The sequence below is a fragment of the Acinetobacter sp. Brlt_5 genome (assembly GCF_051949055.1).
GTDB classification, from domain to species: Bacteria; Pseudomonadota; Gammaproteobacteria; order Pseudomonadales; family Moraxellaceae; genus Acinetobacter; species Acinetobacter indicus.
In genome coordinates this window covers 85,981-103,972 of the sequence record NZ_JAYJLP010000010.1, presented here as the reverse complement: position 1 = coordinate 103,972, position 17,992 = coordinate 85,981, and the positions used below count along the sequence as shown (strand labels likewise).

Annotated in this window: 13 protein-coding genes; 1 reads left to right on the top strand and 12 read right to left on the bottom strand. The window is 46.0% G+C overall.

What is annotated here, in order from left to right:
- Window positions 1-5: 5 nt before the first annotated feature.
- The 9 genes from sucD to sdhC all read right to left on the bottom strand — a co-directional run bounded on the left by sucD (window position 6) and on the right by sdhC (window position 12,045).
- On the bottom strand, window positions 6-896 hold the full coding sequence (sucD, locus tag VF685_RS08655; RefSeq protein WP_005176265.1) for a succinate--CoA ligase subunit alpha: 891 nt from the start codon (window positions 894-896) through the stop codon (window positions 6-8).
- A gap of 11 nt (window positions 897-907) precedes the next feature.
- Window positions 908-2,074 (bottom strand): ADP-forming succinate--CoA ligase subunit beta, encoded by a 1,167-nt coding sequence (gene sucC / locus VF685_RS08650; protein WP_005176263.1) that lies wholly within the window; start codon window positions 2,072-2,074, stop codon window positions 908-910.
- Window positions 2,075-2,244: 170 nt separating this feature from the next.
- Entirely contained in the window at window positions 2,245-3,678 is a 1,434-nt protein-coding gene (gene lpdA, locus VF685_RS08645; RefSeq protein ID WP_045796462.1) for a dihydrolipoyl dehydrogenase, read from the bottom strand.
- Between the two features lie 99 nt (window positions 3,679-3,777).
- Window positions 3,778-4,986 (bottom strand): 2-oxoglutarate dehydrogenase complex dihydrolipoyllysine-residue succinyltransferase, encoded by a 1,209-nt coding sequence (gene odhB, locus VF685_RS08640; protein ID WP_242911951.1) that lies wholly within the window; start codon window positions 4,984-4,986, stop codon window positions 3,778-3,780.
- Window positions 4,987-5,002: 16 nt separating this feature from the next.
- Entirely contained in the window at window positions 5,003-7,828 is a 2,826-nt protein-coding gene (locus VF685_RS08635) for a 2-oxoglutarate dehydrogenase E1 component (RefSeq protein ID WP_216075455.1), read from the bottom strand.
- Window positions 7,829-8,645: 817 nt separating this feature from the next.
- The gene (locus VF685_RS08630; RefSeq protein ID WP_005176256.1) at window positions 8,646-9,356 is read right to left on the bottom strand and encodes a succinate dehydrogenase iron-sulfur subunit; all 711 of its coding nucleotides are present in this window, start codon (window positions 9,354-9,356) and stop codon (window positions 8,646-8,648) included.
- A 14-nt stretch (window positions 9,357-9,370) separates the two neighbouring features.
- A complete protein-coding gene (locus VF685_RS08625; protein ID WP_005176254.1) occupies window positions 9,371-11,269 on the bottom strand; it encodes an FAD-binding protein in 1,899 nt (632 codons plus the stop codon).
- A gap of 12 nt (window positions 11,270-11,281) precedes the next feature.
- Complete coding sequence (gene sdhD, locus VF685_RS08620; protein WP_005176252.1) at window positions 11,282-11,647, bottom strand: succinate dehydrogenase, hydrophobic membrane anchor protein; 366 nt, start codon at window positions 11,645-11,647, stop codon at window positions 11,282-11,284.
- Window positions 11,647-12,045, bottom strand: a complete 399-nt coding sequence (gene sdhC, locus VF685_RS08615; protein ID WP_005176242.1) for a succinate dehydrogenase, cytochrome b556 subunit — start codon at window positions 12,043-12,045, stop codon at window positions 11,647-11,649. Before sdhC ends, sdhD begins: the two co-directional genes overlap by 1 nt.
- A gap of 1,011 nt (window positions 12,046-13,056) precedes the next feature.
- Between sdhC and gltA the strand changes: the two genes are divergently transcribed.
- Window positions 13,057-14,331 carry a citrate synthase gene (gene gltA, locus VF685_RS08610; RefSeq protein ID WP_005176240.1) on the top strand — a complete coding sequence of 425 codons (1,275 nt, stop codon included), beginning with the start codon at window positions 13,057-13,059 and terminating at the stop codon, window positions 14,329-14,331.
- 119 nt (window positions 14,332-14,450) lie between these two features.
- Here the strand turns inward: gltA and VF685_RS08605 are convergent, their stop codons facing one another.
- The 3 genes from VF685_RS08605 to VF685_RS08595 all read right to left on the bottom strand — a co-directional run bounded on the left by VF685_RS08605 (window position 14,451) and on the right by VF685_RS08595 (window position 17,904).
- Window positions 14,451-15,905: a flavin-containing monooxygenase gene (locus tag VF685_RS08605; RefSeq protein WP_168383302.1), complete on the bottom strand. Its 1,455-nt coding sequence runs from the start codon at window positions 15,903-15,905 to the stop codon at window positions 14,451-14,453.
- 175 nt (window positions 15,906-16,080) lie between these two features.
- Window positions 16,081-16,932, bottom strand: a complete 852-nt coding sequence (locus tag VF685_RS08600) for an SDR family NAD(P)-dependent oxidoreductase (protein ID WP_034597594.1) — start codon at window positions 16,930-16,932, stop codon at window positions 16,081-16,083.
- A 15-nt stretch (window positions 16,933-16,947) separates the two neighbouring features.
- A complete protein-coding gene (locus VF685_RS08595; protein ID WP_016659915.1) occupies window positions 16,948-17,904 on the bottom strand; it encodes a metal-dependent hydrolase in 957 nt (318 codons plus the stop codon).
- Between the last annotated feature and the right edge of the window lie 88 nt (window positions 17,905-17,992).

Sequence of the window (17,992 nt, the reverse complement as noted above, 5' to 3'; positions counted from 1 at the left end):
AGGTTTTACACCAAACCTTTGTCCTGCAATACTTTCAGCATGGTTGAACCGAGCTCGGCCGGGCTACGGGTATAAGCCATTCCGGCACGTTCAAAGGCAGCAAATTTCTCCTCTGCGGTTCCTTTACCGCCAGAAATAATCGCGCCAGCATGGCCCATGCGTTTGCCTTTTGGTGCGGTTACACCGGCAATATAGCCCACCACAGGCTTGGTCACATGCGCCTGAATGTATTCGGCTGCTTCTTCTTCGGCTGTGCCGCCAATCTCACCAATCATGATAATGGCTTCAGTTTGTGGATCGTCCTGGAACAGCTTCAGACAGTCAATCTGGTTCATGCCCGGAATCGGATCACCGCCGATGCCGATACAGGTTGACTGGCCCAGACCCAATTTGGTAGTTTGCGCAACCGCTTCATAAGTCAGCGTTCCTGAACGCGAGATAATCCCGATTTTCCCTGGCTGATGAATATGACCTGGCATAATCCCGATCTTACATTCGCCCGGGGTAATAATACCCGGACAGTTCGGGCCTATTAAGCGTGTACCATTACCATTGGTTTCTAAATAGCGTTTGGCTTTTAGCATATCTAGGGTTGGTACACCTTCGGTAATTACCACAATCAGTTCAATACCGGCATCGACTGCTTCAACAATCGAGTCCAGTACAAAAGGTGCGGGTACATAAATCACCGAAGCATCGGCCTGAGTTTCACGAACTGCCTGCTTCATGGTGTTAAATACTGGCAGGTCTAAATGGGTTTGACCACCTTTACCTGGAGTTACACCGCCGACAACACGCGTGCCATAATCCAGCGCCTGAGCCGAATGAAAGGTTCCGTTTTTACCAGTGAAACCCTGAACCAATACTTTTGTGTCTTTATTTACTAATACGCTCATGATGCATCTCCTTAAGCTTTTACCGCAGCAACAATTTTTTCTGCAGCATCGGCCAGGCCATTTGCAGAAATTAAGGTCAGGCCAGATTCATCCAGTAATTTGGCCCCCAGTTCAGCATTGTTTCCTTCCAGACGTACCACCACCGGCACGCTGACATTGACTTCCTGAACTGCTGCAATAATCGCTTCCGCAATCATGTCACAACGTACAATCCCACCAAAAATATTGATTAATACTCCCTGAACCGAATTGTCGGCCAGAATAATTTTAAATGCTTCAATCACGCGCTCTTTGGTTGCACCGCCACCGACATCAAGGAAGTTGGCCGGTTGACCACCATACAATTTGATGATGTCCATGGTTGCCATGGCAAGACCGGCACCATTGACCATACAGCCAATATTACCTTCTAGCGCTACATAGTTCAGATCGAACTCAGAGGCTTTCAGTTCGCGCTCATTTTCCTGACTCTTGTCACGCAGCGCCGCCACTTCCGGCAAACGGTACAGCGCATTGGAATCAATGCCAACTTTGGCATCGACACATAAAATTTCACCGTTTTCACGTACAGACAACGGGTTAATTTCAAACAGGGCAAAATCGTTTTCAATAAAGGCCTGATACGCCGCGGTCATGATTTTGACAAACTGGTTGATTTGTCCATCTTTTAAGTTCAGGGCAAACGCAACTTCACGTGCCTGAAATGGTAATAAGCCGACTAGTGGATCAACTTCGACTTTAATAATTTTTTCTGGGGTTTCTTCTGCGACTTTTTCAATTTCGACCCCACCTTCGGTTGAGGCCATAAAGGTCACGCGACGGCTAGAACGATCCACCACGGCACCCAAATATAATTCACGCTCTACCGGATAGACATCCTGGGCCACCAGAATACTGTTCACCGGCTGGCCATTGGCATCGGTCTGATAAGTGACCAGTCGAGTACCGATCAGCTGATTAGCATACTCTGCCGCTTCTTCAGCCGATTTCACCACTTTCACACCACCCGCCTTACCACGGCCACCCGCATGCACCTGGGCTTTCATGACAGCGAATTTGCCACCGAGCTGTTCAAATGCCTGTACTGCTTCATCTGCATTGGTTGCAAGCAGACCTTCCTGCACCGGCATACCATATTTTTTTAATAGCGCTTTGGCTTGGTACTCATGTAGATTCATTTATTTACCTTTTACTACTTTTCACGTTTTTTTATGACTCGCTAAAACTCCAACATCCATCGTCGTGAGTATTAACATTTATACAGTTTTATCGTTTTAGTTTTAGATGATTATTCAAACAAAAACAACCACCAAATGAAAAAGAGCGGTCGAAACCGCTCTTTTTTTATTTATTTACGCTTACGCTGAATCGCGTGGATGGCACGTCCATCGACGGCCAGTGCCGCTTCGTGCACCACCTCAGAGAAGGTTGGGTGACCGAATGTCATTAATTGTAAATCTTCAACTGAAGATACAAATTCAAGCGCGATCATACCTTGGTGAACAATATCAGACGCCGCAGGTCCGATCACGTGCATACCCAGTAAACGGTCAGTTTTTGCATCGGCAACAAACTTCACGAAACCCGCACCTTCACCGGCAGCTAAAGCCCGGCCGTTGACTGCGAAACCGAATTGACCGGTTTTCACTTCATGACCTTTTTCTTTGGCCTGCTCTTCTGTTAAACCTACCCACGCCGCTTCAGGGTGTGTATAGATGACAGAGATGATGGTGTCATAGTTCACTTGAGCAGCATGACCGTGAATACGTTCAACTGCCATTACGCCTTCTTCCATGGCTTTGTGTGCCAGCATTGGACCGCGTACCAAGTCACCAATTGCGTATACGCCTTCAACAGAAGTCGCACACCAGTCGTTCACTTCAACCAGACCACGTTCAGTCAGTTTGATACCACAGTCATCAGCCAGTAAGCCTTCAGCATACGCACGACGACCCACACACACGATCAGCTTGTCGAAAGTCTGTTCTTTCTCTTCGCCGCCTTGGGTGTATTTTACAGTTACTTCACGACCGTTGACTTCAGTGCCAGACACTTTCGCGCCTACACGGATATCCAGACCCTGTTTGGTCAGCAGTTTCTGGTAGTCTTTTGCCAGCGCTTTATCCGCCATTGGCAAGAAGGCATCCATTGCTTCAAATACAACAACTTCAGCACCTAGACGACGCCATACTGAACCAAGCTCCAGACCGATCACGCCGGCACCAATCACACCTAAACGCTTCGGTACTTCAGGGAACTCAAGCGCGCCAGTAGAGTCAACAATAATGTCTTGATCAACAGGAGCTACCGGAATGTTCACTGGTACAGAACCAGACGCAAGAATTACGTATTTTGGTTCTAGAACCTGAGTTTCACCTTCGTGAGGAACAAACTCAACTTTCTTACCCGCCAGTAATTTACCAGTACCTTTTAACCATTCGATACCATTGCCTTTCAGCAACTGGTCAATACCGCCAGTCAACTGGTCAACAATCTTGTCTTTACGTGCCAGTAATTTAGACAGGTCAAAGTTTACTTCACCTGTCGTAATACCATGATCAGCCAGGTGATGAACGGTATCTTCATAACGGTGTGAAGAATCAAGCAGTGCTTTAGACGGGATACAGCCCACGTTTAAGCAGGTACCACCTAAAGATGGTTTACCTTTGTGGATGCGTTTTTCGATACATGCCACTTTAAAACCAAGCTGAGCCGCACGAATGGCTGCTTCATAACCGCCTGGACCACCGCCAATAACAACTAAATCAAATTGTTGAGACATTTTTATCTCCAATCAATCTCTCTAAATTCCCCCTTTTGCTCAAGGGGGAACCTTTCCCCTCTTTTTTAGAGGGGTTAGGAGAGATTTTTAATTAATAAATTATAAGTCAAGGATAAGTTTAGCTGGCTCTTCTAACAATTCTTTGATTGTTACAAGGAAACCTACCGCTTCTTTACCATCGATTAAACGGTGGTCATAAGACAGCGCTAAATACATCATTGGCAAGATTTCAACCTGACCATTGACTGCCATAGGACGTTCCTGGATTTTGTGCATACCCAGAATAGCAGTTTGTGGTGTATTCAGAATTGGCGTAGACAGCAGTGAACCGAAAGTACCACCGTTAGTAATGGTGAATGTACCGCCAGTCATGTCTTCAATCGCAAGTTTGCCTTCACGCGCTTTCGCAGCATAAGCACCAATGCCTGATTCAACTTCAGCGTAGTTCATACGGTCTGTATCACGTAATACAGGAACCACCAGACCACGGTCAGAAGATACAGCTACACCGATGTCATAGTAACCGTGATAAACGATATCGTCACCATCAATTGATGCATTTACTGCTGGGTAGCGTTTTAGCGCTTCAGTCGCAGCTTTTACGAAGAATGACATGAAGCCAAGACGCGCACCGTGGCGTTTTTCAAATGCGTCTTTATATTGCTTACGCATTTCCATGATTGGTTTCATGTTCACTTCGTTGAACGTCGTCAACATTGCAGTTTCTTGAGTCGCTGCAAGTAAACGTTCAGCTACACGCTTACGTAAACGCGTCATAGGAACACGTTTCTCGATACGCTCGCCTACTGCTGCAGTTAAAGGCGCAGCCGCTGGTTTCGCTTGATGGTTGGCCACATCTTCTTTGGTGATGCGACCGCCACGGCCTGTACCTTGTATGTCAGCAGCGTTGATACCTGTTTCAGTCAATGCTTTACGCACTGCTGGTGCCTGGTCCGCAACTGGTTGAGCACGCTCAACTACAGGTGCTGCACCTGCTTCAGTTTTCGCAGCGGCCTGTTCAACTTTCTCTTCAGACTGAACTGCTTGAGTTTGCGCAGCGCCAGATACAGCACCTTCTTCAAACTGTGCAATCACTTCGTTTGAAAGTACAGTATCGCCTTCATTTTTAATGATTTGAGCAATCGTACCGTCTGCAGGAGCTACAACTTCCAGAACAACTTTGTCAGTTTCAATGTCACAGATCACTTCATCACGTGATACTGCTTCACCTGGTTGTTTGTGCCAAGTCGCGATTGTTCCATCTGCAACTGACTCTGGAAATACCGGTGCTTTAATTTCGGTTGCCATTACTTCGAATCTCCTGTTATTCAGCTACGATCGCAAGCGCGTCATTAATGAGCTGAGCTTGTTGTTTTGCATGCAAATATGGTGAACCACACGCTGGAGCGGCAGAAGCCTCACGACCAGCAAAGCTGATACGAACCTGTTTACCAGCTTTCATCACGTCATCATATAGACGCGGCGCGATGAACAACCAAGCACCTTGGTTCTTCGGTTCTTCCTGAGTCCAAACCAGTTCTTTCACGTTTGGATAAGCTTCAAGAATTTCCGCAATGCGTTGTTCTGGGTATGGATACAACTGTTCAATACGAACAATTGCCGTGTTGTTCAATTCTTTTTCACGACGTTTTTCAAGCAGGTCGTAATACACTTTACCACCACAAAGTACCAGACGGGTCACGTCGGCCTTGTTGATGTTGCTGTCGATTTCGTCAATCACGGTCTGGAAGGTACCAGTTGCCAGCTCATCAAGAGATGAAGTTGCCAGCTTGTGACGCAGCAATGATTTCGGTGACATCACAATCATTGGCTTACGGATTGGACGAATTGCCTGACGACGTAAAGCGTGGAAAATCTGTGCTGGTGTAGTCGGGGTAATCACTTGCATGTTGTCTTCAGCACACAGCTGTAAGAAACGTTCTAAACGTGCAGATGAGTGTTCCGGACCTTGACCTTCAAAGCCGTGTGGCAGCAACATGGTTAAACCACATACACGTTCCCACTTGGTTTCACCAGAGGCGATGAACTGGTCAATCACCACTTGCGCACAGTTAGCAAAGTCACCAAATTGTGCTTCCCAAATGATCAGACCGTGTGGAATCGTGGTCGCATAACCATATTCAAATGCCAGTACCGCCATTTCAGACAATAGCGAGTCATATAAAGCAAAACGCGGCTGGTTTTCTTTCACATGGCACAATGGAATATAAGTTTCGCCATCAACCTGGTTATGCAGTTTGGCATGACGGTGCGAGAAGGTACCACGACCTACGTCTTCACCAGTAATACGTACCAGGTAACCCTGATCTAGCAGTGTTGCATAGGCTAGAGTTTCAGCAGCACCCCAGTTCAGCGGCATTTCGCCGGTCTGCATTTTCAGACGTTCGTCAATCACTTTAGACACCTGACGCTGCATCACGAAACCTTCTGGAAGTTTACGCATGCCTTCACCAAGCTCTTTTAAGCGCTCAGCCGGGAAAGTGGTATCCCATTCGTCAGTGTATTCATGGCCCAGGTACGGCGTCCAGTCCACAAACATTTTCTTGTTCGGTTCAAGAACCAGCGCATTGGCAACGTGATTACCTGCTTCAAGATCGGCACGGTAGTCTTCAACCATTTGGTCTGCAGCAGCGCGATCTAATACGCCCTGTTGTACCAGTTGGTCTGCATACAAAGTACGTGTAGTGGCTTTCTTGTTGATCACCTGATACATCAGTGGCTGGGTTGCAGATGGCTCATCCGCTTCGTTGTGACCACGACGACGGTAACAGAACAGGTCAATCACTACGTCTTTACGGAAAGTATGACGGAAGTCGTGTGCCAATTGCGTTACAAAGATTACCGCTTCAGGATCATCACCATTCACGTGGAATACTGGCGCCTGAACCATTTTCGCGATGTCGGTACAGTATTCTGTAGAACGCGCATCACGTGGATCAGAGGTAGTAAAACCAACCTGGTTGTTAATTACGATGTGCACAGTACCACCCACGGTATAACCGCGTGTTTGTGACATCTGGAAAGTTTCCTGGTTCACGCCCTGACCTGCAAATGCAGCATCACCGTGTACGATTAATGGCAATACGTCATCGCCACCAATGTCTTTACGACGTACTTGACGGGCACGTACCGAACCTTCAACCACAGGTCCAACAATTTCAAGGTGCGACGGGTTAAACGCCAATGCCAAGTGAACTTCGCCACCTGGGGTCATTACGTTAGATGAGAAACCTTGGTGGTACTTAACGTCACCCGAACCTTTCTTGTGTAAAGATTTACCTTCGAACTCGCCAAACAGGTCAGCCGGGTTTTTACCCATGATGTTAACCAGCAAGTTCAGACGGCCACGGTGTGGCATACCAATCACGACTTCTTTACAACCAACCGCACCGGCACGTTGAATTAGTTCGTTAACCATTGGAATGAAAGATTCACCACCTTCCACACCAAAGCGTTTTGCACCAACGTATTTATTACCTAAATATTTTTCCAGACCTTCAGCGGCAGTTAAACGCTCAAGGAAGTGTTTTTTCTGTTCTGCATTGAAGCCATACTGACCACGAGCACTTTCAAGGCGCTGTTGAATCCAGCGTTTCTCTTTGGTGTCAACAATGTGCATGTACTCTGCACCAATTGAACCGCAGTAAGTTGCTTCCATCGCTTCAACCATTTCGCCCAGCGTGGTATCTGTTTTACCAATCGCCAGGTTGCCTGTGTTGAATACGGTATCTAAATCAGATTTGGTTAAACTGTGCGCAGCAAGATCAAGATCTGGCACTTCTTCGCGTTTTGCCAAACCTAGCGGATCTAATTTTGCTTTTTGGTGACCACGATTACGATACGCTGCGATCAGTTGAAGGACGCCTATTTGACGACGTTCATGCTCAGAGCTTACCGCGCTTTGAGCCACAGACTGAATACGATTTGAGTTGCGACCCAATAAAAGGAATTGCTCACGTACATTGCTATGAGGTTGATCACCTTTTGGGAATTTATCGAAGTACACTCTCCAGTCTTCACCAACTGACTCTGGAGACGTTAAATACTGCTCATAAAGTTCTTCAATATACGCTGCACTATCAGCGGAAAGTTCAGTGTCAAGACGCAGAGCGTCAGCAACTTCTTGCATTTGTGGACCCATTTCCTATTGCAAAAACATTTTTCAGGATGCTTTTTAAGCAAAACCCATGATTGATAATGTCAAATTGGTAACATGACATTCGTCCCCATTCGACAACTGTCATGAGGCGTTATCACTACATTAGGACTACCCAATGTGAATAATGAATCATAACGCCCTGATTGGCATCATCACTCATTTTATACTCGGCCAAAACCGAGCAATTTTTTTGCAAATCGACTTAGAAAAATTAATTCGGCAAATTAGCTTTTCTAAATAGGTTTACTCTAATTTCTGGCTTTCTACATCTCTTTAAATGTTGAAAAAATGTACATAAATTCAACCTCAATTTTTAAATATAGAAGTTTATTAATCGTAACATGATCTCCAACTCTCAATTGATTTTTTTGACGTATACCTCCTATAAATTGGCGAAATATAAGAAACATATTTTGCTCTAACATATGGTGCTTTATTTAATAATTAGAAGCAATTAAGACCAAAGTCCAACGGCTTCTTTATTCCATAAAACAAAAGAGAGCACATCTTTCAATCTGCCCTCTTCAACTTGCGTTATATAATAACATCTTGCACCACTTTTTGCAGTCTCATGCCCCATTTCTGGGCGTATTAAAACAAAATACCATCACTCTATTACACTTTTGTAGAGGATTGATTTAAAACTATTCACCTGCACTTTTCATACCCAGTTTGTATGCAGCAATGCATCTCATCAGACCAACCCCACTCAAGTGTTCAATAAAGCAGCATAAAAAAAGCACATCCGGAGATGTGCTTTTTTGAGTTCACCAAACTGGCGTTCAGATTAACCTGCAGTATCCAGAAGCATGTTACGGATGTGACCGATTGCTTTGGTTGGGTTCAGACCTTTCGGACAAACTGACACACAGTTCATGATGCCTTTACAACGGAACAGCGAGAACGGGTCGTCAAGACGCGCCAGACGCTCTTGAGTTGCAGTATCACGTGAATCGATGATGAAGCGGTAAGCATTCAACAGCGCTGAAGGACCCAGGAATTTGTCCGGGTTCCACCAGAATGATGGGCATGAAGTTGAACAGCATGCACATAAAATACATTCATACAGGCCATCTAGGTGCTCACGGTCTTCCTGAGACTGTAAACGCTCTTTTGGTGGCGCAGGCTGGTTGTTGATCAAGAATGGCTGAATCTTGTTGTACTGGTCGTAGAACTGATTCATATCAACAACCAGGTCTTTGATCACTGGCAGACCTGGTAATGGACGAATGGTGATTTCATTTGGTAAATCGTTCAGGTTCCAAAGACACGCCAAACCGTTTTTACCATTGATGTTTACACCATCAGAACCACAAATACCTTCGCGGCAAGAACGACGGAACGTTAAAGTTTCGTCTTGTACTTTCAACGCCAAAAGTGCGTCAAGCAACATACGATGCTTATCAGTCAATTCCAGCTTGAATGTTTGCATGTACGGTGCTTTATCCTTATCAGGATCATAGCGGTAGATATGAAATGTACGAGTACCTCTACTCATCTTGTTTCTCCTGATTAGAATGTACGTGGTTTAGGTGGAATAGCTGCAACAGAAAGCGGCTTGTAACGTACTGGTTTGTACTCAAGACGGTTGTCTGCAGAGAACCACAGAGTGTGCTTCATCCACTCATCATCACGACGACCATAAGAATAAGTCGGGTGATCTGGTGGTAATTCAAAGTCTACAACAGTGTGCGCACCACGACACTCTTTACGCGCAGCAGCAGAAATCAAGGTTGCTTTTGCGACTTCGTATAGGTTTTCAACTTCTAATGCTTCTACACGTGCAGTGTTGAAGACTTTAGATTTGTCTTTCAGGTGGATATTGCGAACACGTGGTTCAAGCGCAAGAATCTGTTTCACACCTTCTTCAAGCAATGCTGAAGTACGGAATACACCTGCGTGATCCTGAACGATGTTACGAATTGCATCCGCAACTTCTTGAGCGTTTTCACCTGAAGTTGATTCGTCAAGTTTACGAATACGGTTCAGCGTGTTTTCAAGTACAGTTGTAGGTAGTGGTTCGTACTCGCCATCGTGCTGTTTAGTTACATACTCAATGATATGTTGACCAGCCGCTTTACCAAATACCACCAGGTCAAGCAGTGAGTTAGTACCTAAACGGTTTGCACCGTGTACAGATACACATGAACATTCACCAATTGCATAGAAACCTTTTACAGGTTTCGCAAAGTCACGACCTTCCGCATTTGTAGAATATGTGTCAGTGTCTTTGTCGTAGTTAGCAACCAGTGGAGTCGTTTCACGAGATTCTGGAACAACAACCTGACCATGAATATTGGTAGGAATACCACCCATTTGGTAATGGATTGTTGGTACAACCGGAATTGGCTCTTTGGTACAGTCAACGTTCGCGAATTTCTTGCCAATCTCGAATACAGATGGCAGACGTTTCATGATCGTGTCAGCACCCAGGTGCGTCATATCCAGCAAGATGTAGTCTTTGTTCGGACCACAACCACGGCCTTCTTTAATTTCCTGGTCCATAGAACGTGATACGAAGTCACGTGGCGCCAAGTCTTTTAAAGTTGGAGCATAACGTTCCATGAACGGTTCGCCAGAATCGTTACGAAGGATACCACCCTCACCACGACAGCCTTCCGTTAACAATACGCCTGCGCCCGCAACACCTGTTGGGTGGAATTGCCAGAATTCCATATCCTGTAATGGAATACCTGCACGAGCAGCCATACCAAGACCGTCACCCGTGTTGATATACGCGTTAGTAGATGCACGGTAAACACGACCTGCACCACCAGTAGCGAATAGCGTCGCTTTAGCTTGGAATACCGCAATTTTACCTGTTTCCTGGTCAATTGCAGTTACACCCAGTACGTCGCCTGCTTCGTTACGGATTAAGTCAAGTGCAATCCATTCAACGAAAAATTGAGTACCCATTTTCACGTTGCTTTGATAAAGCGTGTGAAGCAGCGCGTGGCCTGTACGGTCAGCAGCAGCACATGCACGTGGCACAGCTTTTTCACCGTAGTTTGCAGAGTGACCACCGAATGGACGCTGGTAAATTGTACCGTCTGCGTTACGGTCAAATGGCATACCCAAGTGTTCTAATTCATAAACCACTTGTGGCGCTTCACGCGTCATGAATTCGATCGCGTCTTGGTCGCCTAACCAGTCAGAACCTTTAACTGTGTCATAGAAGTGGTAGTGCCAGTTATCTTCTTGCATGTTACCAAGAGATGCACCAATACCACCTTGCGCTGCAACCGTGTGCGAACGTGTTGGGAATACTTTGGTCAGTACTGCAACTTTCAAACCCGCTTGAGCAAGTTGGTAAGATGCACGCATACCTGAACCACCACCACCAACGATGACTGCGTCAAAAAATTGGTGTGGAATATTTGAATAATCTTCTTTAGGGTTAATCGCGCCCATGATATCTTCCTATCAATTCGCCCAGAAAATCTGGATTGCCCAGATTGCGTATGCAAAAACAGCAATAATCACTGCTGAAGTCAGCACTAGGCGTAAACCTGAAGCTGAAGGACCCATCTGACGAGTAGTCACGTAATCTGTGAATACCTGCCACATACCAATCCATGCGTGTGCAACAAGAGATAAGACTGCCAATAAAGATAAAATCTTCATTGGTAATGTCATCATAAAGCCGTACCACTGTTCAAAGTTAAATCCGCCATTCAGCAGAATCCAACCAAATACCACAACGGTATAAACAGCAAGAACAACAGCACTTACGCGTTGGATAAACCAGTCGCGAGAACCTGAACCCGTTAAACCTGTAGCACTTTTCATTAGAGAACAATCCATACAAAGGCTGCGAGAATACCAATCGCAGACAAGACTAATGCGATAGTAGCTGCAACACGACCACTTTGCAGTTCCTCTGCAACACCAAGGTCAGCAAGTAAATGCTTGACACCAGCGATGAAGTGATAGATTAATCCGGCTACAAATACCCATACGATAAAGCGGACAAAGAAACCGTTAAAGATTTCCTGTACTTCTGCAAAACCTTCTGGCGAAGACAAAGACTTGTCTAATAACCAAAGAAGTACCGGTACGAGTAAAAATACGATGACACCTGAAAGACGGTGTAAAATTGATGCAATAGCCACAGGTGATTTTAAGTTTACTGATAAAACTTGACCCATGGACAAATTGACAGGTCTGTTGCTTTTCACAGCGGGCATCCTGTAAGTAAAAACTCCATCCGGAGTTTGTTGGAATTAATTCGAAGGAAAGCTGGCATTGCTAGGCATTCGAATGCCTATATTCAAAACGACACTGAATTATAAAACGTCAACTATTAAAATACAAACAACCGCACTGGGCTTTTTGAACAAAAAACCCTTAAATAAGAATCATTAACAAATAGGTAATTTATGAAACACATCAACCGGATACATCTTTAAGGCATCATCTCACTGTTTTTTATTAATTTATTTTATATTTCTGCTATTGATTTTAGCTATAATTGCAATTTTCACCGGACTGAAATATTTAGACTAAAGCAGCACAGTAAATGTCTAGACACTATATTGTTGAATCTTTTCACTTTATCTTTGGGTGCCTGAATATTTTTTCCTTGAATATTTGCTATCAGGCAAACAACATGAAATATTTTCAGCGTGCTTCCCGCTTCAGGCCGGCATTTGGATTTTGAGTCTTGCAAAAGCTGACAGATTGCTCTGACTTTACTTGCAATTTCAGCGCATCAGAACAAGTTAACTGGCTGAATGGCTGATTTAATCAGCTATTTTTTAACCAGTTAAACCTAAAAAAATGACAGACTTAGCGCTTTTATTTATGAATAACAAAGCAGCAGCAGAACCGGCAAAGCCCAGCTAAGTTATGAAAAACAGATACATTTCGGAAAGCTTAAAATTCCAGCAGCCTGGCTTTTCAAGAGCTTTTAACGCTAAAAAATTGCTTACAATTAAAGCATTCCTATTATTTTTTTCTGCACCTGTCCGGGAATTTGACTTATTATAGCGCGTCGGTGCTGTGATTTTACTCAGTTTTTCATACGAATATTTTTTGACTAAGCTGCTGTGTCAGCGTCACTTTTTATCCATAAGTATAATTGACAAAATTTCAGTACACACTAATCTTATAGCAAATTTTCGATCCGTCTGATTCGCGCATTAAAAGATTGATACTACGAGTCAGATCAACATTCACCAGGACAGGAGATCTATTGAATGTCTGAAGCAACTGGCAAGAAAGCCGTTTTACAGCTTGATGGCAAAGAAATTGAATTACCAATTTACAGCGGCACATTGGGCCCAGATGTAATTGACGTTAAGGATGTGTTGGCTGCAGGTCACTTTACTTTTGATCCTGGTTTTATGGCGACAGCTTCTTGTGAATCTAAGATCACATTCATTGACGGTAACAAAGGTGTTCTGTTACACCGCGGTTACCCGATTGATCAATTGGCGACTAAAGCTGATTACCTGGAAACTTGCTACCTGTTATTAAACGGCGAGCTTCCAACAGCTGAGCAAAAAGAAGAGTTTGACGCGAAAGTTCGTAACCACACCATGGTTCACGACCAAGTTAGCCGCTTCTATAACGGTTTCCGTCGTGATGCGCATCCTATGGCGATCATGGTTGGTGTTGTGGGTGCATTATCTGCGTTCTATCACAACAACCTGGACATCGAAGATGTTAACCACCGTGAAATCACTGCGATCCGTTTAATCGCGAAGATTCCTACTTTAGCAGCTTGGAGCTACAAGTACACTGTTGGTCAACCATTCGTTTACCCACGTAACGACTTAAGCTACGCTGAAAACTTCCTGTACATGATGTTTGCTACACCTGCAGACCGTGACTACAAAGTGAACCCGATTCTTGCCAAAGCAATGGACCGTATCTTCACTCTTCACGCTGACCACGAGCAAAACGCGTCTACGTCTACAGTACGTTTAGCGGGTTCTACCGGTGCTAACCCTTATGCTTGTATCGCTGCCGGTATCTCTGCACTTTGGGGTCCTGCGCATGGTGGTGCGAACGAAGCAGTTCTTAAGATGCTGGATGAAATCGGCACTGTAGAAAACGTTGCTGGCTTCATGGAAAAAGTGAAGACTAAAGAAGTTAAACTGATGGGCTTCGGTCACCGTGTTTACAAAAACTTCGATCCACGCGCGAAAGTAATGAAAGAGACTTGCGACGAAGTTCTTGGTGCATTAGGTATCAACGATCCACAATTAGCGTTAGCAATGGAACTTGAGCGTATCGCGCTTTCTGACGAATACTTCATCAAGCGTAACCTGTATCCAAACGTAGACTTCTACTCTGGTATCATCCTGAAAGCGATTGGTATTCCGACAGAAATGTTTACTGTGATCTTCGCGCTTGCACGTACAGTTGGTTGGATCAGCCACTGGTTAGAAATGCACAGCGGTCCTTACAAGATCGGTCGTCCTCGTCAGCTTTACACTGGCGAAGTTCAACGCGACATCAACCGTTAATCCGGTTCGCGTTCAACGACGAAAAAACCACCCGTTTGGGTGGTTTTTTTATGGACATTCAAACTAAATGCGCGTTTCGACCAGACCGAGGCAACGCCAATATTCAGCGCAAAAGTACGTTAAGCTACCTGATAATGCTCCAGATCTAGGCGCTGTAAACGTCGCTTTAACTCGGCCAGTGACCACGGCCAGGCGGCAAAGTTGCGACCATTCTGGTCCAGATAATAACTTTGACAGCCGCCACGGTTAAACACAGTTTTCTGCACATGAGTCTGTACTTTGGCATTGTGGTATTTCAGCACATCCGGCTTGATTTCAATGCGCTTTAAGCCCTTGGCTTTCATTTGCAATAAACCACTGACAATATAGTCCAGTTGCGCTTCGGCAATGCCAATAAAGGAATCATAGACCAGAATATTCGGCCCGAGCACCAAAAAGGCATTGGGTAAATGCTGGATACTGGTGCCCAAAAAGGCTTCGGGTGAACTGCTCTGCCACAGCTCGGAAAGTCGTTGGCCTTGGGCATTCTGCACACGGCGACCAATCGGTGGATGTGACACCTCAAAGCCCGTTCCCCAGATAATCACATCGACCTCATGCCGGTCACCATTGGCGGAAATCACCGTATTGCCTTCAATTTCCACCAAGCCATGCGGAATTAAAGTGCTATTCGGGGCCTGCAAGGCCGGATAATAATCATTGGCAAACAGTAAACGCTTACAGCCGACCGAAAAATTGGGGGTAACCGCCTGACGTAAAGCCGGATCTTTGACCTGTAATTTTAACAGCTGCCGGCTGAGTACATTCACGGGCTCCAACAAAGGTGGATGACGCAGGCCAAAATTAATCAGATTCAAAGATTGCGATACCGCACCGCGCCAACGCTGCTGGATGACCGGAAACTTGGCCAGTGTACTTTTCATCACCTGATTCAGAGGCAGATCAGGCTTTGGCAGGACCCACGGCGCTGTACGCTGGAAAATATATAACTCTTTGGCCAGAGGCTGAATTTTCGGAATAAACTGAATGGCCGAGGCGCCGGTGCCAATGACCGCAATGCGTTTACCACGCAGGTCATAGGCATGGTTCCAGCGTGCCGAATGGAACATTTCGCCCTTAAAACTGTCGATGCCTTTAATTTTCGGCAGTTGCGGCTCGGTAATCGGGCCGGTAGAGAAAATCACGGTTCTGGCCCGATATCGCCCTTTGCTGGTGTTGAGCTCCCACATCTGTTCAGTCTCATTCCAGCGTGCATCTTGCAGTTCATTATGAAATTCAATCTTGGCATATAGCTGAAAACGGGTCGCCACATCTTCCAGATAACGCAGGATTTCCGGCTGCTTGGCAAATAAATGACTCCAGCCATGACTTGGCGCAAAGGAAAAAGAATATAAGGCCGAGGGCACATCACAACCACAACCCGGATAGGTATTGTCCCGCCAGGTGCCTCCTACCCGGCCGGCTTTTTCCAGCACCAGATAATCCTGATAGCCAGCCTGATTCAGTTTATAGGCCGCTGCCAGACCGGAAATACCCGCCCCAATAATAATGGTGTCATAGACCCGGCTTGGCATAGTAGTTGATCTACCGCGCTGCTCAGTTGTTTGAGAATTTGGCTGATTGGCCCCTGCCCTTGCTGATGCTGCACTGGCACTTTTGGCTTTTCGACTAGGCTTTTTGAGCACAAGATCGGCCGGCTCAGCGACCGTTTGCAACGTGACTTGATCATCTTGTTTCATTTTTTTCTACTCAGGATTTTTGTACATATTTATTGAATAATGGATAACCCACACCCAGCAGCTTGGTATATAAACGCGGCGCGGCACGCTTGAACCACCAGAACAGTTTGGCATCTGGCTGTGGAATGGTATACAGCTCGCCCCGGTCTAAATTGTTTAAGGTCTGCGCTACCACCTGCTCACAGCTGACAAAGGCATGATGGGTCAGCAAATGATCTGCCAGTCCCGAATAATGCGCAGGCAAACGGCCATTTTTCATGATATTGGTCGGCACCAGCGTTGGGCATAACACATTGATGCGAATATTGGCGCCACGTAACTCGGCAGACAGGGTTTCAGACAAGGCCAGTACGCTGGACTTGCTGACGTTATAGGCGGTCATTTCCGGCGCTGCGGTATAACCAGCAGCCGAAGCGACATTAATAATCGCACCACCACCCTGCTGTTTCAGTTTCGGTACGAAATAATGACAACCGTGGATCACGCCCCATAAGTTGACCTGCATACACCATTGCCAGTCGGCCAGGCTGACTTCATCAAACTTGCCACCCAGCCCCACACCGGCATTATTGATCAGCAAAGTCACCGGATGGCCCAACAGCTGTTCAGACTGTTCAGCCAGTTGCTGCACCTGCTCGGCCACACCCACATCACATTGCAACGCAAAGGCCGCAGTCGCAAACTGGTGTTCAATCTGCTTGGCGGTTGCTTGAGCCGCCGCTAGATTGATATCGGCACAGATCACGCTGCCACCACGCCTGGCCAGTTCCAGCGCAAAACTGCGTCCAATCCCACTGCCTGCACCGGTCACCACCGCATAGGCCTGCTGGCTCAGTCGCACTTTTTTTGCAAATAATCCCATCATCCTTCTTCATCCTTACACTTTGAGCGCCGGGGTAAATTCCTTGACGAAATACGGCGTTAACACCCCGCTTTCCGGATGCAGCAAACGTTCCTTGTAATAGGCTAAAAAGGCCGAAGTATCATGGTCATTCGGATGAAAACCGGGACGCAGATAATCCAGAATATGCGCCCAGCTACTGCCATACACGCCATCTTGCAGACCAAAAATCAGCTTGATGCTACGCGGCAGGTCTTTCCAGTAACTCAGGCTAAACAAATTAGACGGTTTGCGATAAAACGGCACCAGCAGCGAGGCAATGGAAATCAGCACCAGGATGGTGATGAGCGCCGGGAAGAAACCGGCAATGCGCAAGCCATAACTGTTGGATAAAGACTGGAACACATCATAGGCAATGTCTTTGTGTTCCGATTCTTCCAGCATGTGCCACATCCAGATGGCACGCTGCTTTTCATCATGCGACTGGAAGAAAATTTCCTCATGATTCATCATGTACTCGGCCAGCACCGCGGTGAAATGTTCAATGCCAGCCATCAGCGACAGTTTCATCGGCTGTGGCAAACGGTTAAAGCCGTGATCAAAGACAAATCTGGCCCAGGAACGGAACAGCTCAACCGGCAGATCGGCATCCCGAAAGGCATCATTCAGCTCTTCATGCAATCTGGAATGTAGCGCCTCCTGGCCAATTAGGGAGGTGACCCGCTGTTTTAGCACGGGATCATTTAACAGCTCACGATGATAACGCGCGGTGTCAATCACCAGATCTTCGCCATAGGTCAGGAAAATCGACAGCGAGGCAAAATAGGCACTGGCCAGTTCGGCATTCAAGTAAAATTTGGGATCTATTTCTTCGGCCTTAAAGTCGAATTTCATATGCCGGATTGGGAGGGCAGCCGACTGTTTCTCGGCATCAAAAGGTGTCGCGCTGAAAAAATGGCGAACAGGCTGAGGTAAAAACTGAGCAATCTGCATGGCTATTCTCTTTGTTTTGTCCATTTGAGCCAGGTCAAGACACCGTGGTCATCGACCTGAATGAGACCAAAACTAAGCCAGCCCTGCA

Excerpts from the sequence above, each read along its gene's own strand:
- gltA (WP_005176240.1), top strand. The coding sequence starts at position 13,057 with ATGTCTGAAGCAACTGGCAAGAAAGCCGTTTTACAGCTTGATGGCAAA.
- sucD (WP_005176265.1), bottom strand. The coding sequence starts at position 896 with ATGAGCGTATTAGTAAATAAAGACACAAAAGTATTGGTTCAGGGTTTC.
- VF685_RS08600 (WP_034597594.1), bottom strand. The coding sequence starts at position 16,932 with ATGGGATTATTTGCAAAAAAAGTGCGACTGAGCCAGCAGGCCTATGCG.
- VF685_RS08605 (WP_168383302.1), bottom strand. The coding sequence starts at position 15,905 with ATGCCAAGCCGGGTCTATGACACCATTATTATTGGGGCGGGTATTTCC.
- VF685_RS08630 (WP_005176256.1), bottom strand. The coding sequence starts at position 9,356 with ATGAGTAGAGGTACTCGTACATTTCATATCTACCGCTATGATCCTGAT.
- VF685_RS08625 (WP_005176254.1), bottom strand. The coding sequence starts at position 11,269 with ATGGGCGCGATTAACCCTAAAGAAGATTATTCAAATATTCCACACCAA.
- VF685_RS08595 (WP_016659915.1), bottom strand. The coding sequence starts at position 17,904 with ATGCAGATTGCTCAGTTTTTACCTCAGCCTGTTCGCCATTTTTTCAGC.
- sucC (WP_005176263.1), bottom strand. The coding sequence starts at position 2,074 with ATGAATCTACATGAGTACCAAGCCAAAGCGCTATTAAAAAAATATGGT.
- lpdA (WP_045796462.1), bottom strand. The coding sequence starts at position 3,678 with ATGTCTCAACAATTTGATTTAGTTGTTATTGGCGGTGGTCCAGGCGGT.
- VF685_RS08635 (WP_216075455.1), bottom strand. The coding sequence starts at position 7,828 with ATGCAAGAAGTTGCTGACGCTCTGCGTCTTGACACTGAACTTTCCGCT.
- sdhD (WP_005176252.1), bottom strand. The coding sequence starts at position 11,647 with ATGAAAAGTGCTACAGGTTTAACGGGTTCAGGTTCTCGCGACTGGTTT.
- sdhC (WP_005176242.1), bottom strand. The coding sequence starts at position 12,045 with ATGCCCGCTGTGAAAAGCAACAGACCTGTCAATTTGTCCATGGGTCAA.
- odhB (WP_242911951.1), bottom strand. The coding sequence starts at position 4,986 with ATGGCAACCGAAATTAAAGCACCGGTATTTCCAGAGTCAGTTGCAGAT.